This is a genomic window from Flavobacterium tructae, assembly GCF_002217475.1.
Classification (GTDB): Bacteria; Bacteroidota; Bacteroidia; order Flavobacteriales; family Flavobacteriaceae; genus Flavobacterium; species Flavobacterium tructae.
In genome coordinates this window covers 1-25539 of the sequence record NZ_MUHH01000025.1, presented here as the reverse complement: position 1 = coordinate 25539, position 25539 = coordinate 1, and the positions used below count along the sequence as shown (strand labels likewise).

Below are 25539 nucleotides of genomic sequence, written 5' to 3'. Positions count from 1 at the left end.
GTTTCGCAATAATATTGCATTAATTGTTTACATTTGCTTTACTAAAATTGAACATGCATGAATAATGATAATGAAGTGGTTAATTACACCAAGGAAGAACGTAAAAATCTTATTTTAAAAGAGATTAACCTGCACACCCGTGTAAGTTTTGAAACCCTTTCGGCTAAATTATTTGTTTCAGAAGATACTGTGAGACGGGATATTAATGAACTTGAATCAGAGTCCTTATTGATTAAAGTAAAGGGTGGTGCGATGACAAAAGCCTATCACCATTCTTCTTCCAATCAAACTTATGCAGGTGAAGCAAAACAAACCATTGCACAGAAAACTTTAGGTTTACTTCGTGATGGTATGGTTTTATTGCTTGGTGGAGGAACAACCATCAGAGAGTTTATCCGATTGATTCCTGATACTTTAAATCTGACTATTTTTACCGTTACTGTTTTATCAGCAGTGGAGCTTCTGGACAAACCCAATGTTAAAATTATCATGATTGGCGGAAGCATTTCGTCGTACAGCCAAATGTGTGTGAGCGGTGATGTCTACAATCAACTGGCTAATATTAAAGTCGATTTGTTAATATTAGGAACCAATGCCTTAGACATCGAAGGCGGCTTTTCGGATTCTGACTGGGAAACGGTTCAGGTAAAAAAAGCAATGATTCAGGCTTCTGAAAAAACGGCCATTCTTACGATTTCTGAAAAACTGGATACGGTTCTAAAAATGAAAATTGCCAACTTATCCGAGGTTGATTATGTGGTGACGGAGGTTGATCCGGATCACGAAAAACTACAGGCGTATAAGAAGGCAGTTCCCAGTTTAGTTTTTGTTTAATCCCAGTTTTTTAGTAAAAAGTTGATCCAGTTTTGATGAAAGATTTTATTTAGATCTTCGTCAGTATACCCATGATTTTTAAAGATCAGAACTAGTTTCTGTAAATCGGCGATAGTGTTTAAATCGTACGGAGATTGCTCTGTACCAAAAGCACCATCAAGATCAGAGCCTACACCTATATGATTGGTATTTCCGGCCAATTGGCAGATGTGATCCATGTGTTTGAAAACCGTTTCGAGATTGCAGTTGGTTCCCTGTGGGGACGAAACGCCTCTTTCCCAATTCGGAACCAGCATCCAGGCATCTAAAGCACCTCCAATAACTGCTCCACGCGAAATCAAAGCCTTGATCATTTCGTCGCTGTACTGACGGTTGTGATCTACCAGACTTCGGCAATTGTTATGACTTGCCCAAACAGGTCCGTTGTAGTGGTCTAATGCCTGCCAGAAAGCATCATCACACAAATGAGTGGCATCCAGAATAATGTTCAAGCGTTCCATTTCTTTTAGTAAATCAAGTCCGTTTTGCTGCATTTTTCCGGTGGCATCCGTTCCGTTTGCGTATCGGCCGGGACCATAATGTGCCGGTCCGATAGCGCGTAATCCGTATTGATATGCTTTTTCCAAGTAAGAAATATCAATAATAGAATCGGCGCCTTCTAAACTTAAAATATAGCCAATCGGCTTTTTATCATTTGGGGTTCCGTCATTCCATAAATCAATCTGTTGCAGTAATGATTTTTTGTCTGTAATGGGAGTTATTTCTCCGGCTTCTTCCATGGCTTTGTACCAGGCGAGCTGCCCTTGTGTTTGTGCCCATGCCTGTTCTGGAGAGTTCCAGCCGGGGATAAGGCTGTCGGGTTTTACAAATCGTGCAATTTGCGTGGCGACCACAATTCCAATATTTCCTTTTCGCAAATCAGGAAAAGAAACTGTGGCACGTTCGCGATCGGGTTTGTCTGTCATGCCTTTTTCTAAATGGCGTAAAGTGGGAACATCGTTTCGTAGGTCTCTGTTCCATTCCATCGCATTCATGCTAAGGTCTAAATGGGCGTCTATTATAAACATAGTATTTTAAGGTTCTGAGGTTCTAAGGTTCTGAGGTTTTCTACAAGGTCTATGGTCTTTTTTGTTTTCTCTATTCTCTTGGTTCTATTCTCTTTCCTCTTCGCTCTATTTTCTATTCTTTTTTCTGCGATTAGATGTTAATTTTTCTACTGCGGGCTGTAATGAGCCACTGATCACAAATCTGTTGTTCGCTATTGACTACCTGAACGGAGTCGTACAATGCGCAAGTGGGACAAACATGGTAGGGCTTTGCGTAAATGGTATCCCCAATCGCATAGTTGTTTTCACCACGATTTTCGATGACCAAATGCTCTTCAGAATGTGAAATTGGGATTAGGTTGTCATCATTTAAAATTACCAGTCTTTTATCGATAGGGTTTTCAGAAGCGACTGCTTTGTACCCAATGTCGATACAAAAAGTAGTATCGGTTGGTTTTGAGATGATGGTTCCAACGATTACCAAAGCCGGTTCGAAATTTTGCTCCGGTAAGTTAATTTGATAGTTGGAATCCCAGAAGACAAAAGTTCCCGGACTGCATTCTACATTTTTCTGTGTGGCATAAAAGGGAAAGGTGTTAGATCCTCCGGCTACAATTTTTAATTCATAACCCAGTTTTTTCTGTAGAGCTTCGATTTCTTCGTTTATACTAAAGAAGATATTTGAAGCGACCGAATTTCGATGTTCAACTCCTCCTTTCAGATGACCATCATAGAGGTGAATACCTGCAAAATGTATATTTTTAAGTTTGATAATTTCATCAATCAGCGCTTCCCAGTTTTTAGAAATTGAAATTCCGGTTCTGTTCATCCCGGAGTTCAGATCCAGGTAAAGGGTAAGTTTTAGATTGTTTTTATGTGCCGCAATATCCAGTGCTTTTGCCGATTCGTAATTGTCAACAATGGTTGAAAAAGCGGTAGCAGGATATTTTTTAAGTAACGAAATCCATCGCTCTTTTTTATTGCCAACAGGCTGATAGGCGAGAAGTACGTCTGCAATTTCGTGTATGGCAGCAAGCTCTGCTTCGGCAATTGTGGCGCATTTAACTTTGTTGATGTTATAGGTTTTAAACAAGTCCAGAATCTCTCCAATTTTATGGGTTTTGATGTGTGGCCTTAATTTCTGAGTATCGCCGTTCACAGATTCTATCAGACGTTCAATGTTGGTCTGAATACGATCTTCGTAAACGACCAAAAATGGGGTGTCTACACGGATTTCGGAGCTAATTTTCCACCAATTGTTTTGCATAACTTAGTTTCTTGTTTTTTTGACAACTTCAATTAAATTCTGGAAAGCCTGAAGCGACTGCTCATAACTTAAATCGAGCATCATTTCTTTTGTAAATAAATTAGAACCAATTCCAACGCAAACCACTCCCGATTTGAACCACGATTTCAGGTTGCTTTCTTCTAAGGTTACTCCGCCGGTCGGCATTATTTTTAAGTTTGGAAAAGGGGCTCTGATGGCTTTTACATATCCGGGACCACCAATTTTATCGGCCGGAAAAAGTTTTACAATTTCGGCACCTAATTTATTGGCATGGAGTATTTCGTTTAAGGTCGCGGCTCCGGGAATCCAGTAAATATTGTTTTTGAAACAGTAGTTCCCAATTTCCGGATCGGTATGTGGACAAACGATACAATCTGCTCCTAACTGATGAAAGGTTTCAGCATCCTGAACGCTTAATATTGATCCAACGGCTATCTTAACCTCTAAATTATTTGCTTTTTTAAAATGGATCATTTGGCTAAAAACTTCTTTAGCATCAGTTGCACGAGCAGCAAACTCGATAATTTTTATGCCAGCATCAGCCGCCGATTGCAAGACTATTTGGGCTGTTTCAATGTTGATTTGTGTCACTAACGGAAGTACACCTTGCGTTTTTAATATGCTGTACATGTTTTTGTTTTATCTGTTAATTCTGTTACTTGAGCCATTTTTAATAAAATGATTTACTTCGTCAGGAGTGCTTATCGCGAAATCTCCATGAATACTTTGTTTGATGACACCACAAGCAGTTGCCCACTCGATACATTCCTGACCGGATAATTTATGGGTCAGTCCGTATAATAATCCTGCGTTGAAGGCATCTCCGGAGCCTATCTGGTCTGTTACGACCTGTATTTTGTGTTCGGGTGTTTGATAGAAATTGCCTTCATGAATGAGTAATCCTTTGTATAAATGTGCCGGCCCGTCAGACTTTCTGAAACTCATAGCGAGTGTTTGTAGAAAAGGCATTTTTGCTTTTAACAATTCGAATGTCTTTTGAAAACGGTCGGCATCCGATTCTTGTGCGTCGGTTTTTATTCCGAAATAAATTTCAATCGCATCTAAATCGGCAACTGTAATGGTACTGTATTGAAGCAGATCAGGCATGACTTCTGACGGATGTTTTCCGTATTGCCATAATTTGGAACGGTAGTTAAAGTCGGATGAAATAGGGAGGCCTTTTTGATGTGCCGCGAGAATAGCTTCTTTACAAACCAGAGTTGCTTCATGCGAAACTCCCGGACTTATTCCGGACCAATGAAAATGGGTTACATCGGCCAAAGCCAAATCCCAGTTAATCTGATCTTTTTGTATGGTTGCAAAGGACGAATTGCTTCGGTCGTAAATCACTTGTGATTGTCGGATTTGATTTCCGGCTTCGACAAAATATAAACCTAAACGGTCTCCGCCATAAACACATTTCGAGGTGTTTACTTTATATTTCTGAAGTTCGTTTACAGCCAATTGCGCTAAGTCATTTTGAGGTAATCGGGTAATGTAATCGGTAGGTATTCCAAGTTGGGAAAGCAAAACACAAACATTTGCCTCGGCACCACCCACGTAAACTTTTATTTCGTTGGCTTGTGTAAATCGATTTCCGTTGGCAACATTCATCCGGAGTAATAATTCACCGAAAGTTGCGATTTTTGTTTGTGAGGTATTTGTATTCATGTTTTTTGTTTTTTTGCCACAGATTATATGGATTTCAAGGATTTATTAAAGGTACGTTTATTTTTTTTTTTAGCCCACTACTCGAGCGATAGCGAACAGGCGAAGCAATTCACGAATTTTTAATTTACTGCCGTAGTGGTGAAATTCATAAATTGTTTCGTTTGTTCGTCACAACGGACGGAAAAATAATTCTTTTTAATCCTGTAATCTGTGGCATAACTTTTTTTAATATAATTCGAAAACGGCTTCAACCTCAACAGGAATATTGTCCGGTAAAGAGCCCATTCCTACAGCGCTTCGTACTCCAATTCCGTTTTCGGGTCCCCAAACTTCAGCAAATAATTCACTGCAGCCGTTTATAACGTACGGATGTCTTAAGAACTCGCCATTGCAGTTTACCATTCCGAGTACTTTTATCACTTTTTTTACTTTGTTCAGGCTTCCAAAATTGGTTACAATTGTAGAAAGCATGGTTAATCCGACTTGCCTTGCTGCTAATTTTCCTTCTTCGATGTCCATGTCATCGCCAATTCGGCCAATGATTAAGGATTTGTCGTCTCTAACTGGCCCGTGACCTGAAAGGTATAAATATTTACCATCAACTAAATAGGGTTTGTATATTCCTAAAGGCTGAGGCGCCGGAGGAAGAGACAATCCAAGGGTTTCAAATTTTTCTTGTGGTAATAAATTCATGATATTAATGTATTATAGAGTTTAAAATAAAAATGAAAATGATTCCTAAAACGGATACTAAGGATTCCATAACGGTCCATGATTTGAAAGTATCTTTCAGGCTGATGTTAAAATATTCTTTGAACATCCAGAAGCTTGGGTCGTTTACGTGAGAGCACATTAAACTTCCTGCTCCAACAGACAGTACTAATAGGTTAGGATCAAGACCGGCTGTTTGCAATAAAGGCAATAGAACCGTGGCGGTCATTAATCCGGCCGCTGTTGCTGAACCTACGCAAACACGAATAATTGCTGCCATCATCCATGCCAATAGATAAGGATGAATGTTTATTTGTGTTAAAGCTGTAACGATGGTTTCATTAACACCGCTCACAATCATGACTTCTTTCAGACCACCGGCTCCTCCAACAATTAAAACGATTAAGGCAACATCTTTTATCGCAACGGCATAGTCTTCCATTACAGAGGTGATGCTGCGGTTCATTCTGATGCCTAAAGTATAGGTACAGATCAGTAACGAGATCAGCATGATCATGCTAGGTTCTCCAATTGTTTTGCAGATATCAGCCAGAGTTTCATTTTTAGAAATCATAGGTGCTATCGAAGTCACTGTTAATCCGAAAACCGGAAATAAAGCAGAAAACAAACTCAGAGAAAAACTCGGAAGTTTGCCTTCGTTTACAACTTCTTCAACATTTAAGATCTCGTGATCCGATTCGGTTTTGATGTTTTTGAGTAAATTCGAAAACAATAAACCTGCAATAAAAATGGTTGGTATGGCAATGATAATTCCATAAACTAAAACGAGTCCAAGATCAGCATTAAAAATACTGCTTAAAGCCATGGGTGACGGATGTGGGGGTAAGAAACCGTGTGCTACTGAAAGCGACGCCAGCATTGGAATACCGAGATATACTTTTGACAGTTTAAATTGATGGGCTACTGAGAAGATTAAGGGTACTAACAAAACAAAACCAACACTATAAAATAGAGGTATCCCAACAATAAATCCGGTAATCATTAAGCCAAGGCGAACGTATTTTTTACCCGTCCATCCCATAACCGTTTTGGCAATGACATTGGCGGCGCCTGATGAAACGGTAAGTTTACCAATACAGGTTCCGAAAACAATAATCAGCGTAATAGATCCTAACATTTCGCCCAAACCTTTTTGTACAGTTTGCGATAAAGTGTTTATTGGCAGGCCTAAAAAAAGGCCCGCTAATAAAGCTGTTATGATAAAGGCAATAAACGGATTGATTTTAAGCCAGGCGATCTGGATGATTAAAAACGCAATGCATGCCGTAAGAATTAAAATGCTCATTTATCTATTTGTATTATTAACTCCGTTGCGAGTAATTCGTATACATTTTATCAAACACATAGTGACTAGGTGTTACTGCAAGTGGAACTCCTTTTCAGGATTGCAGGAGCTATGGCTCTATGTGTTTAAATCAATTGTATCAACGGTTATTGTTTTTATTTATCCCACCAGATTCTTGTTGTAAAAGCATCAGCTCCCTGACGTTTTACCGCATCAGCTAAGTTACTTGAATTCACCGAATATTCACTTACCGGGTATTTGATACGTCTCGGAATGGTTCCGTTTGTAACATTTCCGGGAAAGTTTATCGGCACTAATGCCGGGTATCCGGTTCTTCTCCAGTTGGCATAAATTTCCTGCTCGTCTACAAACAATGCAATCCAGATCTGGCTGTGTATCTGACTCATTTTTTGATCAAAAGTTCCCGCCACATTATAAGGATTCAACGTTAGGTAAGGAGTTGCGTCGGTAATGGCATAAGCCGCACCGTAAATTCCCATGTTCAGGAAAGATGCTTTTACCGCTTTTTCGTATAGATCTTTATCGGTTTCAGCGGTGTACCATCCTCTTATGGCTGCTTCGGCCAGGTAAAGATTAGTCTCGGCATTGCTCAGGATCATCATCGGAGCATCGTATCGGAACACAGTACTTTGGTTTGGTTCAGAATAAGTGCCTTGTTCCGCTGGTGACGGAGCAGTTTTAGTTCCGTTAGGAAAACCTTTTTGTACAGCAGGATCTGTATTTTGTACCGTTCCCTGCCAAACACCAGAATAAACACTAAGTCTTGGGTCAGCTGTAGTTTTTAGTACATCGATGAAAGTTTTGGCCAGTTTTCCGCCTTCTGTGTTTTTTTGTCCGAAGGAGTCCTTGGCAAAATCAAGACTTCTGGAGTCAATACCGGCAGGATTCCTGTTGAAATCATTTGGCCCATCAGTGTATTTAATAAGCGCATTGTCAGCTGCGTTTACGATTACTCCGCCGGTAATGGCTTTTGTTACCCAGGTTTTGGATAATGCAGGATCAACTTTTGAAAGTCGTAAACCAAGACGAAGTATTAAAGAGTAAGAAAACTTCTTCCATTTGGCGATATTGCCTTCATAAATAAAATCGGCTTTACCAAAACTTGCTTTGGCTGGATCTAAGGCTGCTGCCGCTTCATCAAGTTCTTTTAGTAAGTCCTTGTAGATGAATTCCTGACTGTCATATTTTGGAAGAAAATGTTCGTTAGTATAAGCTTTTGATGCCTCGGTATAAGGAATGTCTCCATATAAATCGGTCATACGGTGGTAGATATAGGCTTTCCAGATTCTTGCGATATTGAGTTTGTTGCTCTCGACCGGATTATCTTTTAAAGTGTTAATTACCGTTTGGATTTCATTGACTGCAGTTGGATAACCTCTGTTGAAGTAAGCAGAATAGTAAGACTCGTTGTTTAAGTACTTGTCTCCCACACCTGATGCTTCTTTATAGGTCGCATAATGTTGCAGCATACCACCGCATTGCAGCACATTTGTAAAGAAGTAATTGTTGTTTAAACCATCAAGCTGTGACTGGCTAAAAATAAAAGTCGCATTTGGTACTTCAACAGAATTGGGGTTGGTGTTGATTTCTTCAAAATCTTTGGTACAGGCTGTCATACTTCCTAAAAGTATACCTGCCATATATAAAATGGTTCTTTTTTTCATGGTTTTGTTCTTTAAAATTTAACATTTAAACTTAGTCCGAAACTTCTTGTTCTAGGTACTCCAAATTGTTCTATACCCTGAGCATTTCCTGCACTAAACACAGATTCAGGATCCACATTTGGAGTTTTCTTGTAAAGAATGAACAGGTTTCTTGCAATAAAAGAAACAGAGGCTCCCTGAAGTTTGGATAAAAAACCGAATTTTTCAATTGGCAGTTGATAGCCAATAATCACTTGTCTTAGTTTTATGAAACTGGCATCGTAAACGAAATATGAAGATATGTTTCTTAAACCGTCATAATAAGTTCTTAGATCTGCCGGCGCAATAACCATATTTACAAGATTTCCTTTAGGATCAACACCTGAAATTGGCAATCCGTTCTCACGACCTTCCAGTGTCATTTTGGTCAACCCCATACGGGTTCCGTACAAGTCTGTTCCGGAGTATAAATCTCCACCAAATTTACCGTCAATTAAAAAGCTGAACGATACTGATTTGTATTTAAATTCATTACTGATACCTGCCGACCAGGGATGAACACCCTGTCCCAGCTCTTCAAGAGGACCTTGTGCGACAGTTGCGGTATTGCCGCTTACATTATACACTGTGTTGCCATTGGCATCTTTAAGAGGTTTGTAACCTTTTATAGTACTGTAAGGACGACCAACGTCGCTGTTCACTGTAACATATCCGTTTACTGAAGTTGCCATAGTAAGCGAATTCAATTGACCTGTAAGTGATTCAACGGTGTTCTTGTTATAAGATCCGTTGATGCTCGCTTCCCATGAAAAGTTATCGTTGTTAATGATTTTTCCGCTCAGTAAAAGTTCAACTCCAGTGTTTTTCATTTTTCCAAGATTCAGTAAAGCGGTTCTTGCTCCTGAGGCGTTGGAGATGGTAGTTTCTACAATGTCATTTGTGGTTTCACGGTTGTACCAGGCAAAATCAAGATTTAAGCGATTGTTGAAGAATCCCATGTCTGTTCCAACCTCCACAGTTGTTGAAGTTAAGGGACTTAGTGTCGAATTTGGAACTCTTGAACCTGTTGTACTTTGTAAGTATTGACCGTTATGTCCGCCCTGAATCATAGAGTAGGATTGGTTTAAGGCGTATGGGTCCGGAGTAGCTCCACCAACTTGTGCCCAGGAAGCTCTTACTTTGCTAAATGAAATCCATTCCGGCATTTTTACAATGTCTGAAAGAATTACGCTTGTTCCTACTGACGGATAGAATATCTTATTGTTGTCTTTTGAAAGGGTAGAAAACCAGTCCTGACGGCCTGTGAAGTTTAGGAAAACCACATTTTTGTAATCTAAATCTGCGGCAGCGTACACAGAGTTTGTTTTGGTTTTTCCATAAGGATAGGCATAGATTATGGTGGCTAAGTTGGTTAAAGAGTAGAAGTCGTCTAATACAAAATTTGATCCGTCTATTCTCACTTCATCTCTTACATTGGTACGGGAGTTAACTCCAAGCAAAGCATTCAAAGAAAAATCTTTGTAGATGTTTTTCTTAGTGTAGTTCAGAATGGCTTCAGAGTTTAAATTGGATAATTTAACTTTTGATCCCTGTCCGTATCCAACAGGATTGTTTAAACTTGTTTTAGGAATGTAGGCGTAAAAATCGTAATTCGTATAGTCTTGTCCAATTCTTCCCTGAAGGAATAATTCAGGAGTAAAGTTCACTTTTACGTTTAGCATACCGATAAAGCGGTTTTTAGTATCGCTGTTTTTAATTTTATTAACGGCGAAGTAAGGGTTGGTAGCCACTGCAACGGGATTCCAGGCTATCTCTCTGCCATTCGCATCATAACCCGGAGAAAGATTTCTAATGTCGACTGTATTGCCGATCATATAAGTTGCCCAGTTCGGATTTGCTTCTGCATCAGATACTGTAGTTCTGTTCTCTGTTTTGTCGATATTGTATTGTGCGACAACGTCAAATTTTAACCAGTTTGTTACGTTAACATTACTTGCTATGTTGACACTTTTTCGATTAAAAGAAGTATTAGGTACAATACCCTGATTGTCCATATTCATAAAAGAAAGACGTCCGGATGCTTTGTCGGTTCCTCCTGATAAAGCAAGTGAGTTGATAAAAGTAGTTCCGGTTTGGTAGAAGTTTTTAATGTTATCTTTTTGAGGAGAGTAAGGTCTTTTTACACCGTCGAACTGAATTACGTCTGTCCCGTCCATTTTAGCTCCCCACGACCAGCGTCCGTATTCTATAGCCTTTGCTTGAGTTAATGGCTTTTGTCCTGCATCTCCGGATCCGTATTCATATTGCCAGTCCGGTTTAATAGCCGGAGTTTCAAAAGTAAAGGAAGTGTTGTATTCTGCACCAATTCCTTTTTGAGCTGATCCTCTTTTAGTCTGAATTAAGATCACACCGTTTGCAGCATTTGCACCATACAGTGCGGCAGCGGTTCCTCCTTTTAGTACCGTGATGCTTTTGATGTCATCGGGATTGATAACAGAAGTACCATCACCACGGTCTACGTTAATTCTTGGTGATCCCGGTGCATTTCCGGTACCCGGTAAGTTTAATTGTGTATTGTCTATTGGCAGGTCGTTTACAACGTACATCGGTTGATTGTTTCCGTTTAAGGAACCATTTCCACGAATTACAACTCTGGTTGATCCGGTTGGCCCTGTTGCAGTACCACTCACGTTTACACCGGCAATTTTTCCTGCCAGGGCACTGGTGATATTCGTTTCTTTGGCTTTTGTAAATTCAGTTCCTTTAAGTTCGGTTACAGCATAAGAAATTGCTTTTGTACTTTTTTTAACTCCCAGTGCAGTTACTAAAACTTGTTCGAGTACATTTTCGGCAGGTTTTAAACTTATTACTACATCTGTCACCTTATCTAGTTTATACTCTAAAGTTCCGTAACCCATGTAAGAAATGATGATGTGAGTTTCATTTTCCGGAACATTTAGTTTAAATTTTCCTGTTTCATCGGTTATAGTAGCTGTTTTCGTATTGCCTTTGGCGTAAATAGTAGCTCCGGCAATTGGCATTCCATCGTCCTGACCAATGACCTGGCCCGAAATTTCAATCTGACTGCTTTTTTGTTCAAAGAGATGCGTTTTAATTGCAGTCTCTTTTGCATTTGCTGAGAAGATTACTCCCCCAATAAATACTAATGAAATTAGCTTTGCTTTCATAATACTTTGGTTTTCATGTTTTATTTTGGTTTTTATTGGCGATCAAATATATAGATAATTTCTATTTGTTTGCATTTTTTTTGCATAAAGTGCATTTTTTTTGCAATATTTTTTTCTGAAGTGTTTTTATAATCCAAAAGAAATGAGGTTTCTAAAGGTGTTCTGAGAAAATTTTGCAGAATGAGTTTTTTTGGAAAGAATTCATTTTAATCTTAAAATTCGTATTTTTAGATTGGTAGGAATGGGTGATTTTGCTTGTTTTTGATCGGAAAGGCCTAAAAAAATACCATTCATAATTCAATATAAATTACGAATGGTATTAGGATCAACATGAAAGGAGTTATGTTGGATAGGGTTTAGCAGTTTAATCTACATCCCACCAAACTTTAGCGAGCCAGCTGTTGTTGTTGTATTTAGCACTGGCAGCTAAATAATTCTCTTTGTTACTGGTGGACTCTTCTATTGGATATGTCATTCTGGTAGGCATAACCCCATTGGTGCTCGAGGCCGTACGCGTAATTTTGATCAGAACAGGGAAATTGACGCGTCTGTAATTGGTGTAGGCCTCTATTCCATTTAAAAATAAAGTAAGCCATTGCTGTGTGGCAATTTCTTCCAGTTCTTTTCCGGGAGTTAGATCTTTTGTTGCCAGAAAAGCGGTAATGGCATTGTTGTCTAGTATACTCTCATCTTTAAATATAGACCATTGTCTAATTCCCGCTTCGATTCCTTTTTTGTAATAATCTTTGGCGTTTCCTGTATAGAGACCTCTAAAAGAAGCTTCGGACAGCAGAAGCATGGTTTCAGAATAAGTCAGATGAAGATAGGGAGCAGTATTTTCGAATAAATACGGCTGGATTGTCGACAAGTTATCGCTGGTTGGTGTGTGTTCCCATCTGTAATTGTTCGGATTAATGCCTTCATAAACCCCGTTTGGGTTTAGTCGAAACCATATTTTTTTTCTGGGGTCATTTCCTAATATGTTCAACATGGTGGTGGTTGGGTGGTCCGGAGCGGATGCTCTTATGGCTTGCGACATGCCATTGCCGTTGGTTAAAGCGCCAATAGTTTCCGGTAGCGTTGCGTCATGTTTCATGTAGCAATTATCGGCATTGCTTGCAAATGTTCCTTCGTTAACCGCTTTTAGAATTTGTTCTTTTGCTAAAGCAGCGTCTACTTTTGAAATTCTCATGGCGCAGCGTAATCTTAAGGAGCCAATTAATTTTTTCCATTTACCAGGATCTCCGGCGTAAAAAAGATCTCCTTTTACGGGAGCAGACCCGGATTGAATTTGACTTTGGGCCTCATCTAATATTTTAAAAAAATCAGTATAAATGTCTTTCTGGGCGTCGTATTTCGGATATAAAATGTCCTTGTGATATCCTAAGCCAGCTTCAGAATAGGGAATATCTCCGTACAAATCAGTTAATCGCTGAAATGTCATAACTTTTAATACTTTTGCCATTCCGTTTAAATTGTTAAACTCAGGTTTTCCGTTGGTTCTTTCCAAAACATCTATCAGATTGCGTACTAGTGGTCCTCCGTAATTTGCATTCCAAAGCGCTTCCTGATATTCTCTGGAAGCAATAAAAAAGGAACCGTAATTAGCAACTGTCCATGATCCGCCAAGATGCTGGATAAATCCTTCTCCGTAAATAAGATTGGCTCGCCATTGTTCAAACCATCCGCCTGATAGGGCCGCCTGAACACCGGTTAGCTGTGCTGATGGGTCTATGGTAACAAAAGTTTCCGGATTGGTATTGGTTTCTCTGTAAAGCTCGTCGTTGGCACAATTAGTTGTGATGAGTACAAGCATTACTGCCAGTACGTATTTTATCAATTGTAGAGTATATTTTTTCATTTGAATCAGGTTAGGGAATTAGAATGATAATTGTAAATTAAAGCCATAGGATCTTCGGTAAGGAAGAGAGCCATATTCAAAACCTTGTCCGTTTCCGTTTGTGTAGGTAGATTCCGGATCAATGTTTGGAACCTTAGAATAAATGGTCCAAAGATTTCTTGCAATTACTGAGAATTTAAATCGGTCAAATCCGGTTCCTTTTAGCCATTTTTTTGGGAAATCGTAGCCGATAGAGGCTTCTCTCAATTTTACATAAGAAGCATCATAAATAAAGGGCTCCGGAGTGGTGTCATCTCCATACAGATTTTTCCAGTAGGCCTGAGGGCTTACAGCGGTGGTATTATTTTGGTATCCCGTTACATTGCCACTACCATCCTTGATTTCGGTTACTCCTTTTACAACAAGTCCAGCTGCGGGAATTAAATTGCCTATCTCTGTTAATGTTTTTCCTGCTGCAAGTTGTTGAGCGACCCAGGCATTGTATTCATCTCTTCCTTCCAGAGTTATATCGGATAGTCCGGTAGAGGCAGCAAGAGCATTGGACATGGAATACATTTTACCTCCAAATTTCATATCAAGATTAGCTCTAAGACTTATTCCCTTATAGGAGAATTCGTTGATGATGCCTCCAATCCAGTCCGGTGCAGTTCTTCCTAAGTTTTCAAGAGTTTGTGTTAAAATTGGATTTCCTTTATTGTCTATCAGAATTTGTCCGTTAGGGGCTCTTTGGAATTTTTTTCCATAAATCTGAGTAGAGCTTTCTCCCACTTTGGCCACAATTTGTGCTCCGGCCCATCGTGCATTCGAGATGACCTGAAGGTCGGTTTTGTCGGTTAATTCCAGTAGCTTGTTTTCGTTTTTTGCAAAGTTTAAGGTAATGTCCCAATTGAATCCATCGGGATTTCTGAAAATTCCGGCTGTTACTAAGGCTTCAAAACCTTTGTTTTCAACGGTACCTGCGTTGGTATTAGCTCCCAGGAAACCTGAGGTTTGCGAGGTATTCAGTACAATTAACTGGTCTTTTGTTTTGGTGTAATAGTAAGATAAATCAAGTTGTAAACGGTTTTTGAAAAATCCTAAATCAACCCCCGCTTCATAACTGGTAGTGAATTCCGGTTTTAGGGAATTGTTCGGAACAATATTGTTTACTATGGAGCCTATTGGATTTCCTAATAGAGGTTTTGCCTGTATGTTGTAATTAAGGGCTGTGTTGTAAGGTGCTTCGAGTGCTTTTGCAGTTCCTGCCCAGGATGCTCTTATTTTTCCGAAGGTTAATACGTCGCTTTTAATGTTAAGACCGTCTGTAAAAATAAAACTGGAGGATACTGACGGGTAGAAGTAGGAGTAGTTATTGTTAGTAGTTGAGCTTACAGCCGAAGCCAAAGTAGAATTCCAGTCGTTACGTCCGGTAAAATCTAAAAACAGATAGTTTTTATAGTTGGTTCTTAGGTAAGCGTATACAGAACGCACGAGTATTTCGTCATTAGTTTTCGGACTTGGAATTCCGGAGAGAAAATTCGATTGTTTGTTGATTCCATTAGTAATCATATTAGTAAACACGTCTCCGGTTATGATTCTTTGGGTATTTCGTTGGTTTGCACCTGCTCCTAAGTTTATATTGAAATCACCAAATGATTTTTGTGCATTTAAAATCGCTTCTGCGTTGTACTCCTGAAAAGTGGTGGAGTTGGTTGCCAGATATCCTGATTGTCTTTGTGACCAGGTTGTTCCTGTATTTACAAAGTCGGAGCTTTCAAATGTAAAACGGTCAATTCCGGCTCTTCCGGTGGCGCTTAGCCAATTGGTAATGGCATAAGTGGCACTAAAATTCCCCAATATTCTGTTTTTCTGAGTTCTGTTTTTATTTTCGTCTAAAACAAAATAAGGATTTAAGCGATTAGGGTCAGCATTCCACGGATAATAAACACCGTTTTCGTCCTCATAGTTTTTTAGCCAGGCCTGATCTATGTTTGGGGCTATTGCCGCTATAGATAATCCTAGGTTACCTGCATCATCAGACAGCGCTGGTCTGTTGTTGGTGTCTTCAACAATGTAGCTAAATTTGGCGTCTAGTGTAAGTTTGTCAATTTGAGAATTGACACCTAGTGTAAAAGTATTTCTTTTTAAATCGCTTTTAGGAACGATGTCAGTAGCGTCAAGGTTGGAGTAGTTTAATCTAAAGGAAGTGTTGTTCCCTCCTCCGGATAAACTAAGGCTGTTAATAGCAGTTATTCCGGTTCTGAAAAAATCTTTAATGTTGTTATTTACATTTTGATAAGGCTTGTATGACCCGTCAAATATTCTTACCGTTGTATTACCAGCAGATCCGAATTTTGGTCCCCAGGCATTGGTGGTTGCGTTTTGCCCATTTTTAATGTCATTAGGATTTGGAAGCAACCCGTTTGATCCAGATCCGTATTCTCTTTGGAAATTGTTGTAGGTTCTGTTGATTTGATCAAAAGTAGTGGTGCTGTTCCATTCGGCTTTTAAGGAGTTTCTTTTTCCTTTTTTGGTGGTAATAACAATCACCCCGTTGGCGCCTCGTTCTCCGTAAAGAGCACTCGCGGCTCCTCCTTTTAGAACCGAAATATTTTCGATATCGTCCGTATTTAAACTTGATAATCCGTCTCCATTATCTGCGCCGTCAGAAAATCTACTTGACTTGGGACTGGTTGTTGAGGCAAGTCCAGTGTTCCCTAAAGTAACGCCGTCTACTACATATAATGGCTGGTTGTCTCCGCTAATCGATCGGTTTCCTCTTATCACAATACGGGAACTGCTTCCAACGCCTCCTGTAGTTTGCGAAATGTTAACCCCTGCGACTTTTCCATATAAAGATTGGGCTACACTTATGGTAGGATTGTCTGCCAGATCTTTTCCTTTTACATCCTGAAAAGAATAACCAAGTTCTTTTCTTTCTCTTTTGATGCCTAATGCGGTAACGACTACTCCCGAAAGGGCTGTTGCAGCAGCTTCTTTTAGTTTTATGTTGAGGTTGTTAGAATTGCCTATTAGGATATTTTGTGGTTCTAATCCTAAAAAAGAAATCGTAAGTGTTTTTCCTTCCTGTACGTCGATAGAGAATTTACCATCAAAATCGGTTGTGGTGCCTCTTTTTTCTTCTTTTATGCTTATGGATGCTCCCGGTATCGAGATGCCATTAGTATCGGTCACCGTTCCTTTGATGGTTTTTACTTGCGCCTGGGTGACCTGTATCGCAAAAAAGAACATAAATAATAAAATAGTTTGTTTCATTCTTTGGGTTTTTAGTTAGTTGAGGTTTATTGATTGTTTTTTTTGTTTCACTGGTGAGGTGAAAGAATTTCTTAATTCGTTTCCTGAAGACGAATTATTACAAATAGAATCCTGTTGCTTTTATTACAGTTTTGGTCTTTACTGTAGCTTTAGTATTATGCTTTAAAGAACAAGGAGCCTACCTGTGGTATTTTAGCGCTTTGCTTTTTTATTGCAAATGATTCATGACTGTTTGTAAGAATCATTGTTGGTGGTGCGCCCTTTAAAATTGGGTGTTTTTTCATAATTAAGTGTTTTTTAAGGTGTTGTGTTTTTTAATCAGCGGTCAAATATATATAAATTATATTCATTGTTAGCAATATTTTCGCATAAATTATGCAATATTTTTGCATAATTTTTTCAGATAATGTTTTTTTATTCTGAAAAATCCGATATTTACTAGGCTTGTGGCTCTTTGTAGGAGAGTTTGTAAAACTCAAATCTTGTTTAGGCTTTTTGTTTTAAAAAAAAGGTATTTTTACCATATGAAAATCGCACTTATACAATCAAATCTTTACTGGGAGAATGCTTTAGAGAATAGAAAGCAATTTGAGGCCAAAATCAATTTAATCGATGCTGAAGTTAATCTGATCGTGTTGCCGGAAATGTTTTCAACGGGATTTACGATGAATGCCGCAGCTGTTGCCGAAACGATGCAAGGGGAGACTATCTCCTGGATACAGTCTTTGGCGAAACAAAAAAATGCAGCTATTGTGGGCAGTCTTGTTATTGTGGAGAACGAGAAGTATTACAATCGAATGGTATTTGTTTTTCCGTCAGGTGAAATTCAGTATTACAACAAGCGCCATTTGTTTTCGCTTGCAGGAGAAGATCAGTTTTATACCAGAGGAGATGAAAAAGTAATTGTGAATTATCTGAATTGGAAGATTTGCCTGCAGGTTTGTTATGACTTGAGATTTCCTGTTTTTGCCAGAAATGTCGAAAACTACGATTTACTGCTGTATGTGGCCAACTGGCCAAAAGTAAGAACCAACGCCTGGGATGCTTTGCTTAAAGCTCGTGCGATCGAAAACCTCAGTTATGTGATTGGTGTTAACAGGGTAGGGCTGGACGCCAATAATTTTGAACATACTGGCCATTCGCAAGCGGTGGATTTTTTAGGAAATTATATTCTGGAACCACAGGAAACGGAAGATACTTTTGTGGTGGAATTGGATAAAAATTCGATGTTGGAAACCCGAAAAAAACTTGATTTTTTAAGCGATAAAGATGTGTTTAGAATTGATTTTTGATTCTAATTCGAAAGCTTATTTTTGAGGTTCTTCTAAGACGATAATTTCGTTCTTAGGATTTTTGGTGCGGACAGAAATTTTTTGGTACACCCATTCTGTTCCTTTTTTGAAAGCAGAAATGTTTAGTTTACCCTTTTTTTTGGCTCCGTTGACTCTCACGGATAAATTAACGGTATTGTGATTGTTGGAATACATAACGTTTCCTTCCAGAATAGCCAGTTTATCGATAGGTTCAATTGTGCCAATATTTTCAAGTATGCTTGGGTTTTTGTTCGCTTTTTCAATTGCTTTTTCAAAAAGCAGCTCATCTGAATAAGCTTTGGCGATATCAGTAATGCTATCTTGAGAGGTTGATGCAGCTAAAATTCCAATTAAAAATAGACATAGGAAGACGGAAGGTAAAAACCATTTCCAGTTTCTTTTGAACCAGCTTTCTTTTTCAATTAAATCGTTTTCCATAGCGCTGCGCTCAGCTATTAAAATTTAAAAGGCTTTCCTTTTTTTCTCCTCGTCTTTTTTCTTTTTTTCTGCTTGTTTTTTCTCTACTTCAGGATTGAACGGGATACTTAAATCAATAGCCTGATCGACATCCCAATTGGTGCGGACATCTACTGGGGTTTGGTAATAAAATACTTCTTCGGCGTACTTTTTATTCAGGAAATCCCCTGAGTCATAAATTTTGTTCTTATTGTCGTCGTAGATTATTCGAATCGTAAATTTATCAGGGACTAATAAATTGAATTCAATTTTAGTCTTGCCTTCAGAATAATCACTGGCGTATACAACATCTCCTTTTGCGTTAGTCGCTTCAACAATAATTGGAAAACGTTTTACATTTTTTAGGTTAAGAACCAGGTTTCCATAATCGGCAGGTTCTTTTGTGCTTAGTTTAATAGCCAGAGTGTCATTGGTTTTTTCGTAAAAATCAGTCAGTGCACCCGGGAAAAATGTTATGCTGTATTTTTCAACAGGCTCTTTTTTGAAATCAACATAGAGTTTTTGCTCAAATTCATCGTATTCTGTAGTAAAATCTACAGCAGTCGAATCTTTGTTAACCAGTCGAATTTTTGATTTGTCAAATTTTACCAGCGGGGTAGTTGATTCTAAGGTAAATCGATCACGGAAATTGATGGTCCCGTTTTGAACAGCGGTTATGTTTAAAGTGTCTTTCTTTTGGTCTTTAATTTTTACACTAAATCTTTTGTTGTATTTTTCTTTACTAATCTCTACTGCCAACGAATCTGCTTTAACTTTTAGAGGTTTGTACCAAATTTGCAGGGAATCCTTTTTAGGAAATGCGGTAACAATTGTTTCCATGGTGTCGTTCCCGTGTTTCAGGACCACTTTAGGTTTCGAAAGTTTAAAGTTTTGCTTGCTTTCATAAGGAAGGTATAGTCTGTTTCCTGAGGCTTGTACAGGTTTTACAGCTTTAAACGGAAGAACTTCTTTGAATAATTCCAATTCAAAAACAGTGTCGTTCGGAACGGTAATGTAGTGTTTGATAAAACCGATTTTATCATCTTTAGGGTTGTATCTGTTGTTGCTTCCTTTGTCTTTCAGGGCCATCAACAGGTATTTTCCGGCCTTTAAATTTTCTAATTTGAAAGTACGTAAACTGTCCAGCGTATTGGTAATGTAGCGCGGACTTTGCTTGTAAATTAAAGAATCCTGGTAGGTATCGTTTATCTCATAAAGCATTACCGAAACAAAATTATCTACATTTTTCTCATAAGCATCTTTAATTTGTCCGCTTATCGAAAGTGAATCAATAGAGGAACCTGTTGAAAAAACATATTTGAACTGGTTTATTGAGTTTCCTTCGTTGTTGTCTGCTATACTTTGCCCAAAGTTAAAACTGTAGGTAGTGTTCGGCAGCAAAGTGTCTTTTATTTTAATCGTGATCACTTTACTCGGTGTCGTAGGTAAAATCAACGGCTCATGTTTCATTGGCGGCGAAACAATAAGCTGCTTGTTGAGGTTTTTAAGTTTTACATACTCGTCAAAACCCAGAATAATTTCGTTGCCTTTAAAATCAGTACTGAAATTTTTAGGCGAGCTGTATTTTAAAACCGGAGCCAGTGTGTCTTTTAGTCCGCCGGTAATGCTGCCGCGTTTGGCACAGCTTAACATAAAAAAGACCAGTAAAAATGCAATATATCTAAAGTTGTTTTTCAACATAACGGTTTCTGAATTTGATTGCACAAAATAACAATTATATTTGCTTTAATTGAAACTTTTTAGCCATTTATTAGGATTTACAGCTTTTGCAAATTGCTCTTTTTTTTAAAATTCAAAACCATAACAGCGAAGAATTTCTTACTTTTGGGTTTAAAATGTAATTTTTCCTAAGTTTTGATCAAAAGATTTTTTATTGGTTTCCTAATTCTTTTTCTGATTTCCTGTAGTAAGAATGAAAAGCCGGTTGTTGCTTTTTATTACTGGAAAACCATTTTGAAATTATCTGAAACGGAGAAGCTTGCTTTGAAGGACAATGAAGTTACTAAACTTTATATTCGGTATTTTGATATTGGCCAGCATCCCCAGACCAAAGAACCCATTCCGCTTAGTCCGATTCGTTTTCAGGATGCCGTAACTAAGTTCGAAATTGTACCCGTCGTATTTATTCAAAACAAAGTGATGTTGTCTTCTTCTCTTGATGTGGAGGATCTGGCACAGAAAACAGTTCGTTTGATTGAAGAAATCAGCACGAAGAACAAAATTAAATCTCAGGAAATTCAGATCGATTGCGACTGGACCCTTAAAAGTAAAGACAACTATCTTAAATTTATGGAGAGCGTTAAAAAGCTTTCCGGAAAAAAACTTTCCGCAACAATTCGCTTGCATCAGGTGAAATATTTTAAGAAAACTAAAATTCCGAACGTAGATTCCGGAGTTTTGATGTACTACAATATGGGGTCAATTGCTCCTGATTCTTTAAATTCGATATACGATCAGAAAATTGCAGAACGCTATTTAAAAAGTCTGAAAAAATATCCGATGCATCTCGATTTTGCCTTGCCTATATATTCGTGGGGAATTCATATCCGAAACCAAAAAGTGATTGGTTTGCGTTCCAAAATGAATGTAGCGGAACTCAAAAGGGATCCGAATTTTCAACAACTGAGCGGGATCTTTTTTAAAGCAAAAAAATCCAATTATAAGAATGGCGTTTTTTACGAAGAAAATGACCTCTTAAAAATGGAGACAATTTCGGCAGAAGATTTAAAACAAATGGCAGAAGAACTGGGTGAGAATACCGCGCAGCAGCCAAAAGAAATTATATTTTACGATTTAGACGAATTCAATTTAAAAAACTATGAAAAGAATATTTTTGAACAAGTTATTTCTTGTTTCTAGTGCGGTTTTACTTTTTGCATACGGAGTAATTTATGCCTGTGCAGATGGCGATTGGGATTATTTTGGATCGTACAGTTCTAATTTTACTCCCGAAACTTTTGCAGACAATTCGTATAGACCGCTTTTCCTGTCGGGTGGGATTTTCTACGGAATTGGTTTTGATACCGAGCACAATTCCCGTTTCAATAAAGATATTAAGTCTGATTGGGGAACCTATCTTAAAGGGAAAATAGATACCACTACTGTCAATTATTTTTTAATTGGAGACGAAAAGCCGGATTATTACTCGGAGAATAAAAGTGCAATAAAAAACAAGGAAGAAATCAAAGATCTTCATGTGTATTATAAAAGCAAAAAGGAAAATAAAACCTCTTTGAAATGGGGGAAAAAGATTTCGCTTAAGGATGATAAAGTAAAAAGCTTTGTCGAGTTTTTGTATCTGGCGCAAAAAATAGAAACCGTTTCTATCAACAGAGATTATTGGAGTTACGATCCGGTGGTGGCAAAAACGTTCAACGATGCCAAAATGATTCAGTCTATCGAGAATGTGTACAATACGACTTCGGATCCTTTTATGAAAAACAGATATTGGTTTTTGACCATGAAAGCTCGTTTTTACAGCAACAACAAACAAAAAGCCGTTGATTTTTTTAATAAAACAGAAAAATCGGTTCCTAAAAATGTGCTGTATTACCGAGCACTTTCCTACGTGGCAGGAGTGAATCACAAGCAAAATAAATTTGCAGCTTCAAACTATTTGTACGCACAGGTTTTTGATAAATGTCCGGAATTGAGAACCGTTACGGCTTATTGTTTTAGTCCAAAAAATGAAACCGACTGGAATAAAGCGTTGACGATGGCTAAAAATAATAAGGAAAAAGCAGCGCTTTGGGCTGTTCGTGGTTACTACAAAGACGAAAAACAGTCTATTGAAAAGATTTATGAATTAGATCCTAAAAGCGAACATCTGAATTATTTGGCAACACGATTAGTGAACAGACAAGAGGAGGCGATAAACAATTCGTTTCAGAAGGATGGAGGAGAAAATCAGCCTATGAAAAAACTTAGTGTGGCTGAAAACAAAACCGAAAATCAGGTTAAGGTTGATCAAAAAACATTGGATTTAATTGCTAAAATTTCGGCAGCAGGAAATACAGACCGACCTTACTTATGGGATTTGTCTCTGGGGTATTTACAGACTTTAAAAGGAGATTATGCCAATGCAGATAAGAATTTTGATAAAGCGGGGAAAACGCTTCCTAAAACAGAACTGGCAGGAATGCAGCTTCGTTTGCTCCGTTTTGTAAATAACTTGAGCAAAATAGATAAACTTACGGATAAAAACGAAAAAACAATCCTCGCCGATTTAAACTGGCTGTATTTTGAACTTCCAAAGAATTACAAAGGGCAGGAATTTCGTTATCAGAATGCTTCTTCCTGGAGCAGAAGTTATTTGTCAACGCTTTACAGAGAAAAGGGGAATCCGGTAATGGCTGAAATTTATGGCGAATCGCGTTACAGTTATTGGAACGATGGAAATTCATTCTATGACAATGAAAAAGTTTTATTAGACATGAAAGCTTTCTTGTCTAAATCCAATAAATCTGAAATTGAAAGTATCGGAGCTGGAATTTATAGTTTGAAATTGAAGGATATTAATAATTTTCAGGCGGTTCAGGCAACCTTTAAAAATAAAATACCGGAAGCTATTGAGTACATGAAACAAACCGATTCGGTTCAATACAGCAAGTTCCTGGGGAATCCGTTTAACGGAAATATAAAAGACTGTCACGACTGCGATCACACGGCGTATCAAAAAAGAAAATATACTTTTATGGATTTCCTGACCACCATAAAGGAAATGCAGGGTAAACTGGCTCAAAAAGAAGATGTGTACACGAACAGTCTGCTGCTGGGTAATGCCTTTTATAATATTACACATTTCGGAAACGGAAGAACTTTTTATGAAATCACAATTATAGGTTACGGTTCAAGTCCGTATTCGTTTAGGGATTCGATGAAGCGAATGATAACCAATTGTGATCTTCCTAGAATGTACTATCAAAAAGCATTGGAAGCAGCCACAACAAAAGAGCAAAAAGCGAAATGCATTTATATGCTGGCCAAATGCGAACGAAACGAATATTACAATAATAAGTACAACAATCTTAAAAACTGGTGGGAAGCTGACGACGATAAAATTAATTTTATTGCCTGGAGTGGTTTTAAAGCGCTGCATAAAGACTATTCGGATACGAAGTATTATCAGGATGTTATTGCCGAATGCGGTTACTTTAATACGTATGTAAATCAATAATTGAAATTAAAATTTAGAGGTTATGGTAAATAAAATTGAGCATATCGGAATTGCGGTGAAGAATATGGAGGACGCCAATGTGCTGTTCGAAAAATTATTGGGCGTTCCGTCCTATAAAATGGAGTCGGTAGAAAGCGAAGGGGTTTTAACCTCATTCTTTCAAACCGGAACCAATAAGATCGAACTTTTGGTGGCAACAAATCCCGAAAGCCCAATTGCAAAGTTTCTGGAGAAAAAAGGAGAAGGAATCCATCATATTGCTTTTGATGTCGAAGACATTCATGCCGAAATTGCCCGTTTGAAAAACGAAGGTTTCGTACTGATTAACGACGTTCCGAAGAAAGGTGCCGATAATAAATTAGTGGTTTTTTTACATCCGAAGAACACAAATGGTGTTTTGGTGGAACTTTGTCAGGAAATTAAATAAAAATTTTTCTTTTTCTGATTCGAAATAAGCAGTTGAAAATCAATTGTGTTTTAGGAAACACAGGCTGTTGTTTGAAATTAAATGCAAATCATCTCCCAAAATATTTGGAGTGAATGAAAAATAGTAGTAATATTGCATCCTCAAACCGGTCCTATAGCTCAGCTGGTTAGAGCACCTGACTCATAATCAGGTGGTCCCTGGTTCGAGCCCAGGTGGGACCACTGGTTGAAAACCAAGCACTTATGAAGAAATTTGTAAGTGCTTTTTTTATGCTTGTTGCACACAGATTGCACACAACTACTAAGAAAGCATAAAAAAGCCGCATTAACTGTGTCAATGCGGACTTCTAAATTTAGTTCATTTTTATTTACTCAAAACCATATTGTTCTACGTAATAAAAGAAAGTTCCAATAGATATAGAGTAATTCCCTTCTAAGCAATTACTAAATAAGTTATCAGAAGCAGAATGATGATAACCTGGATTATTTTGTGAGACTAAATGAAACATTTCTCTTCCATCTTCACCAAATTCATTTGCTAACGCGCAACCAATTTGAAACCATTGATGATAAGTTTCAGTAATGTCAATGTTTTTAGAATTAATTTGTGTTATCAGTTTTATAACTTTTTCTCGAGTTCTACTTTGCCCTTCGATATGGTTTGAACTAATATTTCTAACATAAGTTTCTTTTTTTGCCGTTTTTGTAGTAGAATTATTTTTTCGAAAATCGACTTGTTGAGTAAAAACTACAGCATCTTCATTGAAGTAAGCATTTGGGTCGTATGAATAACCTCTTAGTCTCGATATATCTTTACAACCTTTATCGATTGTGATACCATATGCTTCGAAAACAAGTCTTAAAGCTTCAAAATGTTCTACATGTTTGTCTTTTTCTTTTATTGGAATGATGCAAAAAACGCCCTTACCACTAACAGATAATGATGCATAAGAAATATTTATACTTTTCCTCAATTCATCTCTGATTACATTAAAGTCATGAATATGAGGATTGTCTCCGGCATCTATATCAATGCATATATATCCACTATGCTCAATCAATCCAGAAATTTTTCTAGTTTGAAAAATACCACTTGGTGTAATAGCAGGTAATTTAGATTTGTTGTGTTTAATGTCTTCCTTATCGGTCAAAGTTCTAATGTATTCAACATTTTTTTTCAGAGTATCATCTGTAAAAAAGTCATAGAGGCTTATTGTTTCTAGTGGTGTAGAATTCTTATAGCTAGAAAATAAGCTAACATATATATTTTTCATAATTAATTTTTTATTAAAAGTCTTTACTATTAAAAAAATAACAGCTAAC

Annotated in this window: 19 protein-coding genes and 1 tRNA gene; 6 read left to right on the top strand and 14 right to left on the bottom strand. The window is 37.9% G+C overall.

Annotated features, from left to right (window positions below; all coding sequences use genetic code 11):
• Positions 1-57: 57 nt before the first annotated feature.
• Positions 58-834: a DeoR/GlpR family DNA-binding transcription regulator gene (locus B0A80_RS11975; RefSeq protein WP_017497712.1), complete on the top strand. Its 777-nt coding sequence runs from the start codon at positions 58-60 to the stop codon at positions 832-834.
• Here B0A80_RS11975 and B0A80_RS11970 read toward each other — a convergent pair.
• From B0A80_RS11970 to B0A80_RS21080, 11 genes are all read right to left on the bottom strand, one after another.
• Positions 831-1901, bottom strand: a complete 1071-nt coding sequence (locus B0A80_RS11970; protein WP_089077419.1) for a dipeptidase — start codon at positions 1899-1901, stop codon at positions 831-833. The genes B0A80_RS11975 and B0A80_RS11970 overlap by 4 nt on opposite strands.
• 130 nt (positions 1902-2031) lie before the next feature.
• Positions 2032-3147, bottom strand: coding sequence for a D-TA family PLP-dependent enzyme (locus B0A80_RS11965; RefSeq protein ID WP_089077418.1), 1116 nt, complete (start codon positions 3145-3147; stop codon positions 2032-2034).
• A 3-nt stretch (positions 3148-3150) separates the two neighbouring features.
• Positions 3151-3798 (bottom strand): bifunctional 4-hydroxy-2-oxoglutarate aldolase/2-dehydro-3-deoxy-phosphogluconate aldolase, encoded by a 648-nt coding sequence (locus tag B0A80_RS11960; protein WP_017497715.1) that lies wholly within the window; start codon positions 3796-3798, stop codon positions 3151-3153.
• 9 nt (positions 3799-3807) lie between these two features.
• Positions 3808-4839, bottom strand: a complete 1032-nt coding sequence (locus B0A80_RS11955; RefSeq protein ID WP_089077417.1) for a sugar kinase — start codon at positions 4837-4839, stop codon at positions 3808-3810.
• A 225-nt stretch (positions 4840-5064) separates the two neighbouring features.
• On the bottom strand, positions 5065-5532 hold the full coding sequence (locus B0A80_RS11950; RefSeq protein ID WP_017497717.1) for a RidA family protein: 468 nt from the start codon (positions 5530-5532) through the stop codon (positions 5065-5067).
• A gap of 4 nt (positions 5533-5536) precedes the next feature.
• Positions 5537-6856, bottom strand: coding sequence for a GntP family permease (locus B0A80_RS11945; RefSeq protein WP_089077416.1), 1320 nt, complete (start codon positions 6854-6856; stop codon positions 5537-5539).
• 155 nt (positions 6857-7011) lie between these two features.
• Entirely contained in the window at positions 7012-8541 is a 1530-nt protein-coding gene (locus tag B0A80_RS11940; RefSeq protein ID WP_070906447.1) for a SusD/RagB family nutrient-binding outer membrane lipoprotein, read from the bottom strand.
• An 11-nt stretch (positions 8542-8552) separates the two neighbouring features.
• On the bottom strand, positions 8553-11708 hold the full coding sequence (locus B0A80_RS11935; protein WP_089077415.1) for a SusC/RagA family TonB-linked outer membrane protein: 3156 nt from the start codon (positions 11706-11708) through the stop codon (positions 8553-8555).
• A gap of 364 nt (positions 11709-12072) precedes the next feature.
• Positions 12073-13569, bottom strand: coding sequence for a SusD/RagB family nutrient-binding outer membrane lipoprotein (locus B0A80_RS11930; protein WP_089077414.1), 1497 nt, complete (start codon positions 13567-13569; stop codon positions 12073-12075).
• Between the two features lie 18 nt (positions 13570-13587).
• Complete coding sequence (locus tag B0A80_RS11925; RefSeq protein ID WP_089077413.1) at positions 13588-16824, bottom strand: SusC/RagA family TonB-linked outer membrane protein; 3237 nt, start codon at positions 16822-16824, stop codon at positions 13588-13590.
• 155 nt (positions 16825-16979) lie between these two features.
• Positions 16980-17108: a hypothetical protein gene (locus B0A80_RS21080; protein ID WP_262487639.1), complete on the bottom strand. Its 129-nt coding sequence runs from the start codon at positions 17106-17108 to the stop codon at positions 16980-16982.
• A gap of 240 nt (positions 17109-17348) precedes the next feature.
• Here B0A80_RS21080 and B0A80_RS11920 point away from each other — a divergent pair, with 240 nt between their 5' ends.
• The gene (locus tag B0A80_RS11920) at positions 17349-18116 is read left to right on the top strand and encodes a nitrilase family protein (RefSeq protein ID WP_089077412.1); all 768 of its coding nucleotides are present in this window, start codon (positions 17349-17351) and stop codon (positions 18114-18116) included.
• Between the two features lie 15 nt (positions 18117-18131).
• On the opposite strand, the gene B0A80_RS11915 is transcribed toward B0A80_RS11920, so the two are convergent.
• Positions 18132-18575, bottom strand: a complete 444-nt coding sequence (locus tag B0A80_RS11915; RefSeq protein ID WP_089077411.1) for a cytochrome c oxidase assembly factor Coa1 family protein — start codon at positions 18573-18575, stop codon at positions 18132-18134.
• A gap of 24 nt (positions 18576-18599) precedes the next feature.
• Positions 18600-20294 carry an Ig-like domain-containing protein gene (locus B0A80_RS11910; RefSeq protein ID WP_089077410.1) on the bottom strand — a complete coding sequence of 565 codons (1695 nt, stop codon included), beginning with the start codon at positions 20292-20294 and terminating at the stop codon, positions 18600-18602.
• A 174-nt stretch (positions 20295-20468) separates the two neighbouring features.
• Here B0A80_RS11910 and B0A80_RS11905 point away from each other — a divergent pair, with 174 nt between their 5' ends.
• The 4 genes from B0A80_RS11905 to B0A80_RS11890 all read left to right on the top strand — a co-directional run bounded on the left by B0A80_RS11905 (position 20469) and on the right by B0A80_RS11890 (position 24438).
• Entirely contained in the window at positions 20469-21473 is a 1005-nt protein-coding gene (locus tag B0A80_RS11905; protein WP_089077409.1) for a hypothetical protein, read from the top strand.
• Complete coding sequence (locus tag B0A80_RS11900) at positions 21433-23790, top strand: hypothetical protein (protein WP_089077408.1); 2358 nt, start codon at positions 21433-21435, stop codon at positions 23788-23790. The genes B0A80_RS11905 and B0A80_RS11900 overlap by 41 nt, the downstream gene beginning before the upstream one ends.
• Positions 23791-23812: 22 nt before the next feature.
• On the top strand, positions 23813-24217 hold the full coding sequence (gene mce / locus B0A80_RS11895; RefSeq protein ID WP_017497728.1) for a methylmalonyl-CoA epimerase: 405 nt from the start codon (positions 23813-23815) through the stop codon (positions 24215-24217).
• A gap of 147 nt (positions 24218-24364) precedes the next feature.
• A tRNA-Ile gene (locus B0A80_RS11890) sits at positions 24365-24438 on the top strand.
• A gap of 146 nt (positions 24439-24584) precedes the next feature.
• On the opposite strand, the gene B0A80_RS11885 is transcribed toward B0A80_RS11890, so the two are convergent.
• The coding region (locus B0A80_RS11885) for a BT4734/BF3469 family protein (RefSeq protein WP_089077407.1) at positions 24585-25539 on the bottom strand (955 nt) is incomplete at its 5' end.